The organism is Streptomyces sp. NPDC041129, from assembly GCF_055592265.1.
In genome coordinates this window covers 239,273-252,594 of sequence record NZ_JBVIYV010000002.1, presented here as the reverse complement: position 1 = coordinate 252,594, position 13,322 = coordinate 239,273, and the positions used below count along the sequence as shown (strand labels likewise).

Below are 13,322 nucleotides of genomic sequence, written 5' to 3'. Positions count from 1 at the left end.
AAATCAGAAATTCCCACCGCGGCAGGAGGAACCCGCCAAGCCCGGGTCCGCGCCGGTGCGCGCACGTGACGCACCCCACCCCGCAGCCCCGTTCAAACTCCGTTAACAATGGACTGTGATCTCACCGGTCTCCCCGATGCCCAGGAGCGCCCACCGGTCCAGGCCGGAGGCGACTCCCTACGTCGACCTCACGCGTGCCGAATGGAGTGCGCTGCGGGACAAGACGCCGCTGCCGCTCACCGCCGAGGAGGTGGAGAAGCTCCGCGGACTCGGTGACGTCATCGACCTCGACGAGGTGCGGGACATCTACCTCCCGCTGTCGCGCCTGCTCAACCTCTACGTCGGCGCCACGGACGGCCTGCGAAGCGCGCTCAACACCTTCCTCGGCGAACAGGGTTCCCAGTCCGGCACCCCGTTCGTGATAGGAGTCGCCGGTTCGGTGGCGGTCGGCAAGTCCACCGTCGCCCGGCTGCTGCAGGCCCTGCTGTCCCGCTGGCCCGAGCACCCGCGCGTCGAGCTGGTGACGACCGACGGGTTCCTGCTGCCCACCAGGGAGCTGGAGTCCCGCGGCCTGATGTCGCGCAAGGGCTTCCCCGAGTCGTACGACCGCCGGGCCCTGACCCGCTTCGTCGCCGACATCAAGGCGGGCAAGGACGAGGTGACGGCCCCCGTCTACTCGCACCTGATCTACGACATCGTCCCGGACAGCCGGCTCACCGTGCGCCGCCCGGACATCCTGATCGTCGAGGGACTCAACGTGCTGCAGCCGGCCCTCCCCGGCAAGGACGGCCGCACCAGGGTCGGCCTCGCCGACTACTTCGACTTCAGCGTGTACGTCGACGCGAGCGCCGAGGACATCGAGAGCTGGTACCTCAACCGCTTCAGGAAGCTGCGCCGGACCGCCTTCCAGAACCCGGACTCGTACTTCCGCAAGTACACCCAGGTGTCCGAGGAGGAGGCCCTCGACTACGCCCGCACCCTGTGGCGCACGATCAACAAGCCCAACCTGGTCGAGAACATCGCGCCCACCCGCGGCCGCGCCACCCTCGTCGTCCGCAAGGGCGCCGACCACAAGGTGCAGCGGCTGCGGCTGCGCAAGCTCTAGGGTCTGTCCGCCGGACAGGCCCTAGGTGTGGCGTGTGCGTGGAAGCCTGTTAGAAAGGCGCCATGCTGCATCTGCGCCTGATCACCCCGGCCGACAAGACGGACGAGGTGGTGCGGCTGATCGAGACGACGGTCGGCACGGCCCACCTCGTCGTGCTTCCGGGGGCCGCCCGCAACCCCGCAGGGGACGTCGTCCAGTGCGACGTGGCACGCGAGGCGGGCGACGAACTCCTCAGCGCCCTGCAGCGGTTGGACCTGGAGCGGACGGGCTCCATCGCGGTCGAGAACATCGACCTGTCGCTGTCCCGGCGGGCCGACCGGGCCGAGGACGAGGCGCCCGGCGAGGCCGCTGACGCGGTGCTGTGGGAGCACCTGACGGAGGCGACGCACGAGGAGTCGACCCTCTCGGTCACCTACGTCGCGTTCCTCACCCTGGCCACCATGATCGCGGCCTGCGGCGTGGTGCTGGACAACGCGGTCCTGATCGTGGGCGCGATGGCGGTCGGCCCGGAGTTCGGTCCGCTGGCCGGCATCTGCACGGCCCTGGTGCAGCGCCGCCCGCGCCTGGCGCTGCGCTCGGTGACCGCGCTGCTCGTGGGCTTCGCGGCGGCGATGGCGGTGACGGTCGGCTTCAGCCTGTTCATGGACGCCATCGGACTGTTCCACCGGTCCGAGCTGGAGGGGGAGCGCCCCAACACGGCGTTCGTCTACGCCCCCGACGCCTTCTCGTTCGTCGTGGCGGTGCTGGCCGGGATCGCCGGCACCCTGTCCCTGACCTCCGCCAAGTCGGGCGCGCTGGTCGGCGTGGCCATCTCGGTGACGACCGTGCCCGCCGCCGCCAACGCGGCCGTCGCCCTCGCCTACGGCGACACCGGCCAGACGGTCGGCTCGACGAACCAGCTCCTGCTGAACCTGCTGGGCATCGTCCTGGCCGGCATCGCGACCCTCCTGACCCAGAAGTGGTTCTGGGCCAGGCAGCGACGGCAGCGGCCGAACGTCGAAGGGGCCTGGCCGGCAGGGCCGAGCCGAAAGGGCTCGGCCGAAAAGGCCTAGCCCAGGGCCGACTTCACCGCGTCGGCGAGGCGTCCGGCGACGGACCTGGCCTGGTCGATGTCGGCCGCCTCGACCATCACCCGCACCAGCGGCTCGGTCCCCGAGGGACGCAGCAGCACGCGCCCGGTCTCGCCCAGCTCGCGCTCCGCCTCGGCGACGGCGGCGGCCAGGTCGGCCGACGTCTTCACCCGGGACTTGTCCACGTCCGGGACGTTGACCAGGACCTGCGGCAGGCGCTCCATCACCGACGCCAGCTCGCGCAGCGTCCGGCCGGTCTGCGCGACCCGCGCCGCCAGCAGCAGCCCGGTCAGCGTGCCGTCCCCGGTCGTGGCGTGGTCGAGGATGATCACGTGTCCGGACTGCTCGCCGCCGAGGGCGTAGTCCTTCTCCTTCATCTCCTCCAGCACGTACCGGTCACCGACGGCGGTCTGCACGAGGTGGATGCCCTCCCGCTCCATCGCCAGCTTGAAGCCCAGGTTCGACATGACCGTCGCGACGACGGTGTCGGAGCGCAGCTCGGAACGTTCCCGCATCGCCAGTGCGAGCACGGCGAGGATCTGGTCGCCGTCGACCTCTTCGCCGGTGTGGTCCACGGCGAGGCAGCGGTCGGCGTCACCGTCGTGCGCGATGCCGAGGTCGGCGCCCTGCTCGACGACGGCCGCCTTCAGCTTCTCCAGGTGGGTGGAGCCGCAGCCGTCGTTGATGTTGAGCCCGTCCGGCTCGGCGCCGATCGTGACGACCTGGGCGCCGGCCCGCGAGAACACCTCCGGCGAGACCCCCGAGGCCGCGCCGTGCGCCTCGTCCAGGACGATCTTCAGGCCGTCGAGCCGGTTCGGCAGCGCGCCGAGGAGGTGGCCGATGTACTTCTCGAACCCCTCGTCGTACGAACGCGCCCGCCCGACCCCGGCACCGGTGGGCCGCTCCCAGGGCTCGCCGTGGCGGTGGGACTCGTACACCGACTCGATCCGGTCCTCGAGCTCGTCGGCGAGCTTGTGGCCGCCGCGGGCGAAGAACTTGATGCCGTTGTCCGGCATGGCGTTGTGGCTGGCGGAGAGCATCACGCCGAGGTCGGCGCCGAGGGCACCGGTCAGGAACGCCACCGCCGGCGTCGGCAGCACGCCGACCCGCAGGACGTCCACGCCCGCGCTGGCCAGGCCCGCGACCACGGCCGCCTCCAGGAACTCCCCGGACGCCCGCGGGTCCCGTCCGACCACGGCCGTCGGCCTGTGGCCCTCGAAGGTGCCCACCTCGGCCAGCACGTGCGCCGCCGCCACGGACAGGCCGAGCGCCATCTCGGCCGTCAGGTCCGCGTTGGCGACACCGCGCACGCCGTCCGTACCGAAGAGTCGTCCCACTTGTCCTCCTGAGGAAGCGTCCATGCTGCCGGGAATCATGGCAGACGCCACGACACCCGATCACACAAGCCTTTGAGCGTCTTGTGTCGTTATACGCCCTTGGGCTGGGATAAACGAACGCCCCGGCGGCACAGAGGCGTGCCGCCGGGGCGTTCGGAGTACGAGCAGACCGCCGTGATTAGCGCTTGCTGTACTGCGGGGCCTTGCGGGCCTTCTTCAGACCGGCCTTCTTGCGCTCGACCGCACGGTCGTCGCGCTTGAGGAAGCCGGCCTTCTTCAGCGGGCCGCGGTTGTTGTCGACGTCGGCCTCGTTCAGCGCACGGGCGACACCGAGACGGAGCGCACCGGCCTGACCGGAGACGCCGCCACCCGCGATACGGGCGATGACGTCGTAGCGGCCCTCGAGCTCGAGCACCTTGAAGGGCTCGTTGACTTCCTGCTGGTGCACCTTGTTCGGGAAGTAGTCCTCGAGGGTGCGACCGTTGATCTTCCACTTGCCGGTGCCCGGGACGATCCGGACGCGGGCGATGGCGTTCTTGCGACGGCCCAGGCCGGCGGCCGGCTGGGGCTCGCCGAAGCGGGAGGCCATGGACTCCGAGGTGTACTCACCCTCGACGGGGACCTCGGACTCGGTGGTGTAGCTGTCGATGTCAAGCTCTTCGAGCGGCTGCTCGGCAGTGGTCTCGGCCACGATTCTCCTCAGATTCTCTGTCAGTCTTAGGGGGTGGCCGGACTTACTGCGCGACCTGGGTGATCTCGAACGGCACCGGCTGCTGCGCAGCGTGGGGGTGCACGTCACCCTTGTAGACCTTCAGCTTCGAGAGCATCTGACGGCCCAGCGTGTTCTTGGGAAGCATGCCCTTGACGGCCTTCTCGATGGCCTTCTCGGGGTTCTTGTCGAGCAGCTCGTCGTAGCGGACGGAGCGCAGACCACCCGGGTAGCCGGAGTGGCGGTACGCCATCTTCTGGGTCCGCTTGTTGCCGGACAGGTGCACCTTGTCGGCGTTGATGATGATGACGAAGTCACCAGCGTCGACGTGCGGCGCGTAGATCGGCTTGTGCTTGCCCCGGAGAAGGGTCGCTGCGGTGGTGGCGAGACGGCCCAGAACAACGTCCTGAGCGTCGATGACGTGCCACTGGCGCGTCACATCGCCGGGCTTGGGGCTGTACGTACGCACGGTTCGTAGCCTTCGCTTCGAGTGAATGGTCCTGAACAGGTCACCGAAACGATCACGACAGCCTGAGCCACTGCGGCGACGCATACCGCGTACGTGGGGTTGCTGGTCATCGGTTTGGTGGACCGGTGTAAGGGCCCGTCCCGTGAGAATGAGCAAGCCAATACACAACGAAGAAGCAGATTACCTGGACGCCCCCGGACGGGTCAAAACGAGGCATGCCGACGGACAAAGGTGGCATGCCGCCGCTCGCGCTCCAGTAACGCCCGCCCCCCGTCTAAGATGCGCCCCATGAGTTACGGGCAGGGGGGACCCCAGTCTCAGTGGGATCCCTGGAAACCGAATTCCCAGCAGCCGTGGAACAGCGGGGGTGACGACGGAACTCCCGACTGGGCCGCGCTCGCCGAGGCGTCCGAGACGCGGAACAAGCGCCGCCGGCTGCTGTTCATCGGCGGTGGCGCGCTCGCCACGATCGGCGTCGGCACGGCCGTCGCCATGGCCGTGGTCTCCGCGAACGGCGACAACGGCGCCTCCGGCACGCCCACCAAGCTGCCCGCCAGCGCCTCCCTGCCCAGCGGCTCGGCCACGGCGCCGTCCTTCGCGCCCACCAGCGCCCCGCCGCCGCTGGACCCGAAGGACTTCATAGCCAGCGCCAAGAAGGACACCGCCCCGCTGAGCCCGGAGACACTCTTCCCGGGCACGCGGCTCACCATGGGCGAGACGGTGTACAAGAAGGGCGCCACCGCCGATACGAGGAACTGCGCCTCGGCCACCGGCGGCAACCTGCCGAAGATCCTCACGGCGGGCGGCTGCACCCGGCTGATGCGGGTGAGCTACGTCGACGGCGGCATCGCCGTCACGGTCGGTGTCGCGGTCTTCGACGACGAGGCACAGGCCACCAAGGTCAAGTCACAGGCGGGCAGCAAGAAGAGCCTGGTGAACTCCCTGGCCGGCGAGGGCATCAAGAACTTCTGCGACTCCGCGGTCTGCCGGACGACCACGAACGCCTACGGCCGCTACGCCTACTTCACGATCAGCGGCTTCACCAGCGGCAAGAACGTCACCACCAAGGACACCAAGGTGTTCCGCACCGGTGACGACCTGGCCCAGTTCACCGTCAACCAGATCCACCGCCGCGGCCAGGCACAGGCCTCCGCGGCGGCGAACCGGTAGCTCAGCAGCACCCCGCCGACGGCAGCGACCGCTTGTTCCGGGCCTCCTTGTTCCGGGCGGCCAGCAGCTCGTCGGCGGGATAACCGACCTCCTCCAGGGTCAGCCCGTGCGGCCGTACGACGTGCACGGCGCTGTCCCGCACCCCTGCGGCCAGCACCTTCCCGGGCCACTCCGGCCCCCGGTGCCCGTCCCCCACGAACAGCAGCGCGCCGATCAGCGAGCGCACCATGTTGTGGCAGAAGGCGTCGGCCCGGACCGTGGCCGTGACGACCCCGTCCCCGCCGCGCACCAGGCTCAGCTCCTGGAGGGTGCGGATCGTGGTCGCGCCCTCGCGCCGCTTGCAGTAGGCGGCGAAGTCGTGCTCGCCGACGAGCGCCCGGGCGGCCTCGTTCATCGCGTCCACGTCGAGCGGCCAGTCGTGCCAGAGGACGTGGCCCCGCAGCAGGGGGTCCACTCCCCCGGGATTGTCGGTGACGCGGTAGGCGTAGCGCCGCCAGACGGCCGAGAAACGGGCGTTGAAACCGGCCGGGGCCTCGCTGAGCCGCCACACCCGGACGTCCTTGGACAGCCGTCCGGCGAGCCGCTTCAGCAGCTTCTCGCGGTGCTCCGCCCACAGCTCGGCGGGCAGGTCGACGTGCGCGACCTGGCCGCGCGCGTGCACCCCGGCGTCCGTCCGCCCGGCCACCGTCAGTTCGTACGTCTCCTTCGACCGCGTCACGGTCCGCAGGGCGTCCTCGATCTCCCCCTGCACGGTCCGCCTGCCACCGGCCTGCTTGGCCCAGCCGTGGAAGTCGGCGCCGTCGTAGGAGAGGTCGAGGCGGATGCGTACGTGTCCGGGCTGTACTTCGTCACTCACACAGGAATCCTCTCAAGTACGCGAAAGCGGGCCCGCCCCGGAGGGCGAACCCGCTTCCCGCGTCAGGCAGAGCCTCAGGCGTCCTTCGACTCCTCGGCGGGAGCCTCGGCCGGAGCCTCGGTGGTCTCCTGCGCCTTGGCCTCGTCCGACTCCTTGACCGCACGCTTGGTGGCGGCCTCGGCCTCACCCACGGCCTTCTGCTGCACCGTCAGCGCCTCGACCAGCTCGATGACGGCCATGGGCGCGTTGTCGCCCCGGCGGTTACCGATCTTGGTGATGCGGGTGTAGCCACCCGGACGGTTCTCGTAGCGCGGGCCGATCTCGGTGAAGAGCGTGTGGACGACGCTCTTGTCCGTGATCACCTGGAGCACCTGACGGCGGTTGTGAAGGTCGCCCTTCTTCGCCTTGGTGACCAGACGCTCGGCGTACGGGCGCAGGCGGCGGGCCTTCGCCTCGGTGGTGGTGATGCGGCCGTGCTCGAAGAGCGCCTTCGCGAGGTTCGCGAGGAGCAGCTTCTCGTGCGCGGCGCTGCCGCCCAGACGGGCACCCTTGGTGGGCTTCGGCATTGTTCTTCTCCTGTGTGTCTGCCCCGGCCGTATCAGGTACCGGGGTCAGTATCCGAGCAGACGGTTGTCTGTCGGAGACCCCGCGCCCCAGAGGGGCGCGGGGAACTGCGCGGCCGGCCACGGCAGGCCGCGCAGTCGCAGAACCGGCCTCCTCGCGGAGCGCTCAGTACTGCTCGGTCTCCACGAATCCGGCGTCCGCGTCGTCGTCGGCGCCGAAGGCGTCGGCGGCGGCGGTCGGGTCGAATCCGGGCGGGCTGTCCTTCAGGGCCAGGCCCATGCCGGCCAGCTTCGCCTTGACCTCGTCGATGGACTTCGCACCGAAGTTGCGGATGTCCAGGAGGTCGGCCTCGGAGCGGGCGACGAGCTCACCCACGGAGTGGATGCCCTCACGCTTGAGGCAGTTGTACGACCGAACGGTGAGCTCGAGCTCCTCGATCGGCAGGGCCAGGTCGGCGGCCAGGGCGGCGTCCGTCGGGGACGGGCCCATGTCGATGCCCTCGGCGTCGATGTTCAGCTCGCGCGCGAGACCGAACAGCTCGACCAGGGTCTTGCCGGCGGAGGCCATGGCGTCACGGGGACGCATCGCCTGCTTGGTCTCGACGTCGACGATCAGTTTGTCGAAGTCGGTGCGCTGCTCGACACGGGTGGCCTCGACCTTGTACGTGACCTTGAGCACCGGCGAGTAGATGGAGTCGACCGGGATACGGCCGATCTCCTGGCCCACCTGCTTGTTCTGCACGGCGGAGACGTAGCCGCGACCGCGCTCGACGGTCAGCTCCATCTCCAGCTTGCCCTTGCCGTTGAGCGTGGCGAGGACGAGGTCGGGGTTGTGCACCTCGACACCGGCCGGGGGCGCGATGTCGGCGGCGGTCACCAGACCCGGGCCCTGCTTGCGCAGGTACATCACGACCGGCTCGTCGTGCTCCGAGGAGACGACCAGCTGCTTGATGTTGAGGATCAGGTCGGTGACGTCCTCCTTGACGCCCGGCACGGTGGTGAACTCGTGCAGGACGCCGTCGATGCGGATGCTGGTGACAGCGGCACCGGGGATCGACGACAGGAGGGTGCGGCGGAGCGAGTTGCCGAGGGTGTAGCCGAAGCCCGGCTCCAGCGGCTCGATCACGAACCGGGAGCGGAATTCGTCGACGACCTCTTCGGTCAACGAGGGACGCTGAGCGATCAGCATGTGTGGATCAGATCCTTCATTCGTGGACGCCCGCTATTTGACGCCCGACGGAAACCGCGCCCGTGAAAAGCGCGGGTACTGCAAGGGTACGGGCGGTACGCCCCTTACGGAGCAGTACCGCCCGGACCCTGAAAGCAGCCTGGCCTCAGACGCGGCGGCGCTTCGGCGGACGGCAGCCGTTGTGCGGGGTGGGGGTGACGTCCTGGATGGAGCCGACCTCGAGGCCGGTGGCCTGGAGGGAGCGGATCGCGGTCTCGCGACCGGAGCCCGGGCCCTTCACGAAGACGTCGACCTTGCGCATGCCGTGCTCCTGCGCGCGACGGGCGGCCGACTCGGCGGCCATCTGCGCGGCGAAGGGGGTGGACTTGCGCGAGCCCTTGAAGCCGACGTGGCCGGCGGAGGCCCAGGAGATCACGTTGCCGGACGGGTCCGTGATCGAGACGATCGTGTTGTTGAACGTGCTCTTGATGTGCGCGTGGCCGTGAGCGACGTTCTTCTTTTCCTTGCGGCGCACCTTCTTGGCAGCGCCCTGACGACCCTTGGGGGGCATCTACAAACTCCTACGGGGAGGTGGTCGGTCCTACAGCGAAGACCGCTGATGAAGCGTTGTCCGCTGAGGACTACTTCTTGCCCGGCTTCTTCTTGCCGGCGATGGCGCGACGCGGGCCCTTGCGGGTACGAGCGTTCGTGCTGGTGCGCTGACCGCGGACGGGCAGACCGCGACGGTGACGGAGACCCTGGTAGCAACCGATCTCGACCTTGCGGCGGATGTCGGCCTGGATCTCGCGACGGAGGTCACCCTCGGTCTTGATGTTGTTGTCGACGTACTCGCGGATCGCGACCAGCTGCTCTTCGGTCAGGTCACGGACGCGAGTGTTCGGGTCGATACCGGTCTCGGCCAGCGTCTGCTGGGAGAGGGTCCGGCCGATGCCGAACACGTAGGTGAGGGCGACCTCCACGCGCTTTTCGCGCGGGATGTCAACACCGGAAACGCGTGCCATTCAATGGCTCCTGGTGAATCTTCGGAGGTCTTCCACAGAACCGGCTCCCCGCCCGCCGTACCAGGTACGGACCGGGTCCCCGGCCTCCGAACCGGGGGTGTCGAGCCCCAGGGGACTCGGGTTCTGCGTATGAACAATTCAGCTTGCGTCGCGCGAATCTCTGCGATGGATGCAGAGGGATCGGTCGTGCGTCAGCCCTGGCGCTGCTTGTGGCGCGGGTTCTCGCAGATGACCATGACCCGACCGTGACGGCGGATCACCCTGCACTTGTCGCAGATCTTCTTGACGCTCGGCTTGACCTTCATTGGTGAGGTTCTCCGGGTCAGTGCCATCGCTCCGGGAGGCCCGAAGCGCGGGCAAGATCTACTTGTACCGGTAGACGATCCGGCCACGCGTCAGGTCGTACGGAGACAGCTCCACCACGACCCGGTCGTCAGGGAGGATGCGGATGTAGTGCATACGCATCTTGCCGCTGATGTGTGCCAGAACCTGGTGGCCGTTCTGGAGCTCGACCTTGAACATGGCGTTCGGCAGAGACTCGACGACAGTGCCCTCGATCTCGATGGCACCTTGCTTCTTGGCCACGCTTCGCCCTTCGAATCGACTACCTTGATCGACTCTCTCCTTCACCCCGAGGGGCGAGTGGCGAGCGCATGCGGACATGCGGGTGCACGAGAGCCGACGAGTCAGTCTACGTCAGCGCACCCGGAAACACGAATCGAGGAAGTTCTGCCCCGTGCCGGTGATCGCTACGCCGGTGGATCGGAGGAACCGGCGGCCGCGTGCCCCGGGCACCGGTCAGGCCAGCGGGTCGGGCGCGGCCGTGATGCCGTACTCGGCGAGCTTGGCCTTGCCGCCGTCGGGGGCCGTCAGGACCAGCGGGCCCTGCTCGGTCAGGGCGACCGAGTGCTCCCAGTGGGAGGACCAGGTGCCGTCCGTGGTGATGACGGTCCAGTCGTCCGACAGGACCTCCGTGCGCGGGGTGCCGAGGGAGACCATGGGCTCGATCGCGAGGCAGAAGCCGGGGACCAGCTTGGGGCCCTTGCCGCGACGGCGGTCGACGTAGTTCAGCAGGTGCGGGTCCATGTGCATCTCGGTGCCGATGCCGTGGCCGCCGTAGTCCTCGATGATCCCGTACTTGCCGCCGCCGGGCTTCGGCTGGCGGCGGATGTACGTCTCGATGGCACGGGAGACGTCGACGAGCCGGTTGCCCTGCTTCATGGCCGCGATGCCGGCCCACATCGACTCCTCGGTCACCCGGGAGAGCTCGATCAGCTCCGGGGCGTGACCGGAACCCACGAAGGCCGTGTAGGCGGCGTCACCGTGCCAGCCGTCGACGATCGCGCCGCAGTCGATGGAGATGATGTCGCCGTCCTTGAGGACGACGTCGTCGGACGGGATGCCGTGGACGACCACGTCGTTCACCGAGGTGCAGATGGTCGCGGGGAAACCGCCGTAGCCGAGGAAGTTCGACTTCGCGCCGTGTTCGGCGAGCACCTTGCGGGCGACCTCGTCCAGATCCCTGGTGCTGGCACCGGGCACCGCGGCCTCGCGGGTGGCCGCGTGGATGGCGGCGACGACCAACCCCGCCGCACGCATCTTGGCGATCTGCTCGGGGCTCTTGATCTGCACCATGGGGGCCTGCGCTCTCCGTCACTCACGTCGGCTTGGTTACGAACACAACACTACGGCCGCGACGCCCGTGAGGGCGCCGCGGCCGGAAAGGACCGCGATCTACTTGTTCTCGGCCTTCTCGCGCTTCAGCGCCTCCAGCGCCCGCTCGGTGATCTCGTCCACCGGACCCAGCGAGGAGATCGTGCGGACCAGGCCCTGCGACTTGTAGTAGTCGATGATCGGCTCGGTCTGCGTGTGGTAGACCTCCAGCCGCGTGCGGACGGTCTCCTCGGAGTCGTCGTCGCGCTGGTACAGCTCACCGCCGCAGACGTCGCAGACGCCCTCCTGCTTGGCCGGGCTGTACGTCACGTGGAAGACGTGGGACGAGTCGTTGCGGCAGATGCGCCGGCCGGCGATCCGCTTCACGACCTCCTCCTCCGGGACCTCGAGGTCCAGGACGGCGTCCAGCTTGATGCCCTCGGACTCCAGCAGCGTGTCCAGCGCCTCGGCCTGCGAGACGTTCCGCGGGAAGCCGTCCAGCAGGAAGCCGTTCTCCGCGTCGGGCTGCTCCATGCGGTCCTTGGCCATCGCGATGGTGACCTCGTCGGGTACGAGGTTCCCCGCGTCCATGTAGGACTTCGCGAGCTTGCCCAGCTCGGTCTGCTGGCTGATGTTGGCGCGGAACAGGTCGCCCGTCGAGATGTGCGGGATACCCAGCTTCTCGGCGAGTCGGACGGCTTGCGTTCCCTTACCGGCACCCGGCGGCCCGACGAGGACGATACGCATCAGCGGAGGAACCCTTCGTAATTGCGCTGCTGAAGCTGGCTCTCGATCTGCTTCACCGTCTCGAGGCCGACACCCACGATGATGAGGATGCTGGTCCCGCCGAACGGGAAGTTCTGGCTTGCCCCGAAGCCCACCAACGCCATTGTCGGTACGAGAGCGATCAGACCCAGATACAGCGAACCCGGCCAGGTGATCCGGTTGAGCACGTAGCTGAGGTACTCAGCGGTCGGTCGGCCAGCCCGGATGCCCGGGATGAAGCCACCATACTTCTTCATGTTGTCGGCGACTTCCTCGGGGTTGAAGGAGATCGCCACGTAGAAGAACGCGAAGAATACGATGAGCAAGAAGTACGAAGCGATGTAAATCGGGTGGTCGCCCTTGGTCAGGTTCTGCTCGACCCAGGTCTTCCAGCCCGACTTGCCCCCCGCGAACTGAGCGATCAGCGCCGGAATGTAGAGCAGCGACGAGGCGAAGATGACGGGAATCACACCCGCCTGGTTCACCTTGAGCGGGATGTACGTGGACGTACCGCCGTAGGAACGGCGCCCGATCATGCGCTTCGCGTACTGCACCGGGATACGGCGCTGGGCCTGCTCGACGAAGACCACCAGCGCGACCATCACCAGGCCGACCAGGATGACGGTGCTGAACTCGATCCAGCCGCCCGCCAGGGTGCCCTGCTTCTTGATGGCCCACAGCGCGGACGGGAAGGTCGCGGCGATCGAGATGAACATCAGGATCGACATGCCGTTGCCGATGCCGCGGTCGGTGATCAGCTCACCGAGCCACATGACGACGGCCGTGCCGGCGGTCATGCAGATGACCATCGTGATGGTGGTGAAGATGGCCTGGTCGGGAACGATCTGGCTGGACACGGAGCAGCTGCCGAACAGAGCGCCGCTGCGCGCGGTGGCCACGAGACCGGTGCCCTGCAGGATGGCGAGCGCCACGGTCAGGTAGCGGGTGTACTGCGTGATCTTCGCGGTACCCGCCTGACCCTCCTTCTTCAGGGCCTCCAGACGCGGGATGACCACGGTCAGCAGCTGCAGAATGATGCTCGCCGTGATGTACGGCATGATGCCGAGCGCGAAGATCGTGATCTGGAGCAGCGCGCCACCACTGAACATGTTGACGAGACCGAAGAGGCCCTGGTTGCCGGACGCCTCTTTCACACACGTCTGGACGGCCTTGTAGTTGACGCCGGGGATCGGGATGTGGGTACCGACCCGGTAGACCACGATGATTGCCAGCGTGAAGAGCAGCTTCTTGCGCAGGTCGGGCGTCCTGAACGCCCGGGCGAACGCGGTGAGCACGGTGCCTCCTGCGACCCCCGCGCAACTGCGTCAAGGGTGACGGTCTTGAGGTTCGACGAATGAATAACGGTCAACTGCCGCTCAGGGTGCCCCATGGGAGGCACCCAGTGAAAGTGGACAGTGCAGGCCACCTTACCGGC

At 68.2% G+C, this 13,322-nt stretch carries 16 protein-coding genes; 3 read left to right on the top strand and 13 right to left on the bottom strand.

Annotated features, from left to right (window positions below; translation table 11 throughout):
- Positions 1-136: 136 nt before the first annotated feature.
- A complete protein-coding gene (gene coaA, locus ACZ6B1_RS09415) occupies positions 137-1,105 on the top strand; it encodes a type I pantothenate kinase (RefSeq protein WP_468777453.1) in 969 nt (322 codons plus the stop codon).
- Between the two features lie 62 nt (positions 1,106-1,167).
- Positions 1,168-2,157 carry a DUF389 domain-containing protein gene (locus ACZ6B1_RS09410; RefSeq protein WP_468776431.1) on the top strand — a complete coding sequence of 330 codons (990 nt, stop codon included), beginning with the start codon at positions 1,168-1,170 and terminating at the stop codon, positions 2,155-2,157.
- Here ACZ6B1_RS09410 and glmM read toward each other — a convergent pair.
- The 3 genes from glmM to rplM all read right to left on the bottom strand — a co-directional run bounded on the left by glmM (position 2,154) and on the right by rplM (position 4,690).
- Positions 2,154-3,512, bottom strand: coding sequence for a phosphoglucosamine mutase (gene glmM / locus ACZ6B1_RS09405; protein WP_468776430.1), 1,359 nt, complete (start codon positions 3,510-3,512; stop codon positions 2,154-2,156). The two genes, ACZ6B1_RS09410 and glmM, sit on opposite strands and share 4 nt — an antisense overlap.
- Before the next feature lie 178 nt (positions 3,513-3,690).
- Positions 3,691-4,203 carry a 30S ribosomal protein S9 gene (rpsI, locus tag ACZ6B1_RS09400; protein WP_004927169.1) on the bottom strand — a complete coding sequence of 171 codons (513 nt, stop codon included), beginning with the start codon at positions 4,201-4,203 and terminating at the stop codon, positions 3,691-3,693.
- 43 nt (positions 4,204-4,246) lie between these two features.
- Positions 4,247-4,690 carry a 50S ribosomal protein L13 gene (rplM, locus tag ACZ6B1_RS09395; RefSeq protein WP_145879484.1) on the bottom strand — a complete coding sequence of 148 codons (444 nt, stop codon included), beginning with the start codon at positions 4,688-4,690 and terminating at the stop codon, positions 4,247-4,249.
- A 288-nt stretch (positions 4,691-4,978) separates the two neighbouring features.
- On the opposite strand from rplM, the gene ACZ6B1_RS09390 reads away from it, so the two are divergent.
- Positions 4,979-5,860: a hypothetical protein gene (locus tag ACZ6B1_RS09390; protein ID WP_468776428.1), complete on the top strand. Its 882-nt coding sequence runs from the start codon at positions 4,979-4,981 to the stop codon at positions 5,858-5,860.
- Position 5,861: 1 nt separating this feature from the next.
- On the opposite strand, the gene truA is transcribed toward ACZ6B1_RS09390, so the two are convergent.
- The 10 genes from truA to secY all read right to left on the bottom strand — a co-directional run bounded on the left by truA (position 5,862) and on the right by secY (position 13,182).
- Positions 5,862-6,716, bottom strand: coding sequence for a tRNA pseudouridine(38-40) synthase TruA (gene truA, locus ACZ6B1_RS09385; protein ID WP_468776427.1), 855 nt, complete (start codon positions 6,714-6,716; stop codon positions 5,862-5,864).
- Positions 6,717-6,790: 74 nt separating this feature from the next.
- Positions 6,791-7,282, bottom strand: a complete 492-nt coding sequence (gene rplQ, locus ACZ6B1_RS09380) for a 50S ribosomal protein L17 (protein WP_468776425.1) — start codon at positions 7,280-7,282, stop codon at positions 6,791-6,793.
- 163 nt (positions 7,283-7,445) lie between these two features.
- Positions 7,446-8,468: a DNA-directed RNA polymerase subunit alpha gene (locus ACZ6B1_RS09375; protein ID WP_003966937.1), complete on the bottom strand. Its 1,023-nt coding sequence runs from the start codon at positions 8,466-8,468 to the stop codon at positions 7,446-7,448.
- A gap of 145 nt (positions 8,469-8,613) precedes the next feature.
- Positions 8,614-9,018: a 30S ribosomal protein S11 gene (rpsK, locus tag ACZ6B1_RS09370; RefSeq protein WP_003956432.1), complete on the bottom strand. Its 405-nt coding sequence runs from the start codon at positions 9,016-9,018 to the stop codon at positions 8,614-8,616.
- Positions 9,019-9,088: 70 nt separating this feature from the next.
- Positions 9,089-9,469, bottom strand: a complete 381-nt coding sequence (gene rpsM / locus ACZ6B1_RS09365) for a 30S ribosomal protein S13 (RefSeq protein WP_031167100.1) — start codon at positions 9,467-9,469, stop codon at positions 9,089-9,091.
- 191 nt (positions 9,470-9,660) lie between these two features.
- A complete protein-coding gene (rpmJ, locus tag ACZ6B1_RS09360) occupies positions 9,661-9,774 on the bottom strand; it encodes a 50S ribosomal protein L36 (protein ID WP_003998809.1) in 114 nt (37 codons plus the stop codon).
- Positions 9,775-9,832: 58 nt separating this feature from the next.
- Positions 9,833-10,054, bottom strand: a complete 222-nt coding sequence (infA, locus tag ACZ6B1_RS09355) for a translation initiation factor IF-1 (protein ID WP_003948620.1) — start codon at positions 10,052-10,054, stop codon at positions 9,833-9,835.
- Positions 10,055-10,267: 213 nt separating this feature from the next.
- Positions 10,268-11,104, bottom strand: coding sequence for a type I methionyl aminopeptidase (gene map / locus ACZ6B1_RS09350; protein WP_468776422.1), 837 nt, complete (start codon positions 11,102-11,104; stop codon positions 10,268-10,270).
- Between the two features lie 99 nt (positions 11,105-11,203).
- Positions 11,204-11,869: an adenylate kinase gene (locus ACZ6B1_RS09345; protein ID WP_468776420.1), complete on the bottom strand. Its 666-nt coding sequence runs from the start codon at positions 11,867-11,869 to the stop codon at positions 11,204-11,206.
- Positions 11,869-13,182, bottom strand: coding sequence for a preprotein translocase subunit SecY (secY, locus tag ACZ6B1_RS09340; protein ID WP_468776419.1), 1,314 nt, complete (start codon positions 13,180-13,182; stop codon positions 11,869-11,871). The genes ACZ6B1_RS09345 and secY overlap by 1 nt, the downstream gene beginning before the upstream one ends.
- Positions 13,183-13,322: the final 140 nt, after the last annotated feature.